Source organism: Bifidobacterium sp. POST2/T3 (B1), from assembly GCF_058197115.1.
The window spans coordinates 1-2,523 of record NZ_JBVPQK010000375.1 but is presented as its reverse complement, the minus strand read 5'-3'; the positions used below and the strand labels follow the sequence as shown (position 1 = coordinate 2,523).

General features: G+C 63.7%; 2 protein-coding genes. Both read left to right on the top strand.

The annotated features are described in order from the left end of the window. Positions 1-1,056: methionine adenosyltransferase (metK, locus tag AC0AP0_RS11790; RefSeq protein ID WP_490430602.1), on the top strand; the 1,056-nt coding region annotated here is incomplete at its 5' end. 93 nt (positions 1,057-1,149) lie between these two features. Beyond that, positions 1,150-2,523, top strand: a 1,374-nt coding sequence (locus AC0AP0_RS11785; RefSeq protein WP_490430601.1) for a primosomal protein N' family DNA-binding protein, incomplete at its 3' end; no start/stop codon positions are given.

The following is a 2,523-nucleotide window of genomic DNA, read 5'->3' as shown; positions in this document are numbered from 1 at the left end:
GGAGAAGTTTCATCCCAAGGCTACACGGACATTCAGTCCCAGGTCCGGTCAGTGCTGCGCAGAATCGGCTACACCTCATCCGATATTGGACTGGATGCGGATTCCTGCGGCGTGACCGTGGCTCTGAGCGAGCAGAGCAAGGAAATCAACCAGGGTGTGGAACGGCTGTCGGCCAGCCAGGAGAGCGCTGCCACCCGTGAGGAGCGTTACCAGTCCCAGGGGGCCGGTGACCAGGGAGTCATGTTCGGGTACGCCTGCGATGAAACCGATACACTCATGCCCCTGCCCATATATCTGGCCCACCAGCTGGCCTTCCGGCTGGCACAGGTGCGCAAGGAGGGGATCATCCCCCATCTGCGGCCCGACGGCAAGACCCAGGTCACCATCGAATATGATCAGGATGACCGCCCCCGCCGGGTGGACACGGTCCTTATTTCCACCCAGCACGATCCTGAGGTTGGGCGTGACTGGCTGCAGGAGCAGTTGATGGAGCACGTCATTACGCCCGTGCTGGATCGCGTCTGCGGCAAGGCCGTCGAGCACCAGGGCTACCGGGTGCTGGTCAATCCGACCGGTTCCTTTATTCTGGGTGGCCCTGCGGCTGACGCAGGACTGACCGGACGCAAGATCATCGTGGACACCTATGGTGGTGCGGCCCATCATGGAGGTGGTGCCTTCTCCGGGAAGGATCCTAGCAAGGTAGACCGGTCCGCGGCCTATGCAGCGCGTTGGGTGGCTAAGAACATCGTGGCCGCTGGACTGGCGCACAAGGTCGAGGTCCAGGTGGCCTATGCCATTGGCGTGGCCGATCCGGTCAGCGTCAATGTGGAAACCTATGGCACTGAGCAGCGGGTCAGCCGGGAGCAGATCCAGGAGGCCGTGCGTGAGGTCTTTGACCTGCGGCCTGCAGCTATCATCGATGAGCTGGATCTGTTGAGACCCATCTATGCCAAGACTGCAGCCTATGGGCACTTCGGCCGGGAGGACCCGGATTTCACCTGGGAGCAGGTGGACAAGGTGGGCGAGCTCAAGGCCGCCATCGGCATGACCAGGTAGTAGCTGTTCGTCAAGAGCCACGGCGGGTTTCCAGGTCATCGACTGGGGGAATCCGCCGTGGTTCTCTTAATTGAGAAAGCGAGGGGAGCATCCATGGATTCGCAGGCCGTCAGTCAGCCCGCCCTGGATGGCCTTGCCCCACGCCGTCGTTCGAACAGCAGTCGAAGGAAGCCTCCGCGCCGACCGGCCGATGGACTCCCTGTGGCACGGGTGGTGCTGGACGTGCAGGCCACCCATCTGGGCGGGACCTTCGATTATCTGGTGGATGCCGACCAGGACGATCATGCACAGCCGGGATGCCTGGTTCGCGTCCGTTTCGGGGCGCGCAGGGTCAACGGCATCATCTGGGAACGTGTGACAGACAGCCAGGTTCCCCGTGCCTCCCTGCGTTTCCTGGAGCGGGTGGTGCTGGATCACAGCCTGATCTCACCTTCCCTGCGCGCGGACATCACTGCCATCGCCGGAGCCTATGGGGGCACCGAGGCCAATATTCTGCGTCTGGCCCTCCCCCCTCGAGTGGCGCGCATTGACAAGGAGCAGCAGCTGGTTCCCGGTCAGCCCCGATTGGCTTCCGACCCCGCCTGGGTGGCCGGGCTGGCCCAGCGACACAAGGACCTGAAACAAAGGCTTGATCCGGGCTATCAGGGGTTGGAGAATCTGGACCAATCGCTGGAAGACGATGCCTTCGCCTCCTTTTTGGCTGACATTCTGCCTGGCATGGACCAGGCCGCCCTGCTGGCTGCCAGGGTGCTGATAGCAGCCCTGCTGGCCGGCAGATCGGCGGTTATGGTGCTGCCGGGCACCCGTCAGGTGGTCCACCTGTCCGCAGTCCTCCAGCAACTTGGGTTGCGTCCCTTCGGCCCTTCTGTCACAGCAGGTACTGGCCAACAGGAGGCCCGCGGCTGGTCCGGTGATTTCGCCATTCTGGACAGCGGCATGGCTCCCGCCGAGCGTTACAGGGCCTACCTTGCTCTGGCTTCCGGTCAGGTCCGTTGCGCCATCGGGCTGCGGGCCGCCATGTACGCCCCGGTGGAGGGTCCTGCCCTTTTCGCTCTCATGGACGATGCCAGCTACCAGTACGCCGACGGGATGATGCCATACGCCAACGCCCGCGGGGTGCTGAGGCTGCGGGCACGTGCCCACGGCGGCGTCTTCCTGGCCATGGCCCGTGCCAGAAGCGTGCGTTCCCACTGGGAGAGTCTGCCCGAGGCCAGTGAGGCGGACTCCGGTGTGACCGGTCCAGGCACCGCCTTGACGCTTGATCGGTCTGCAGTGACGACCCTGTTGCCCTGGATCCGTTGGCTGAATCGGGCGGAACTGAGCCATCTGGCCGACCCGACCATGGGCGCCCGGGTTCCCCATACCGCCGTCGCCGTTATCAACAAAGCCCTGGAGCGTGGTCCGGTTCTGCTGTCCATCCCTCAGGACGGCATATTCGAAAGCCTGAGTTGCGCTCGCTGCCATCAT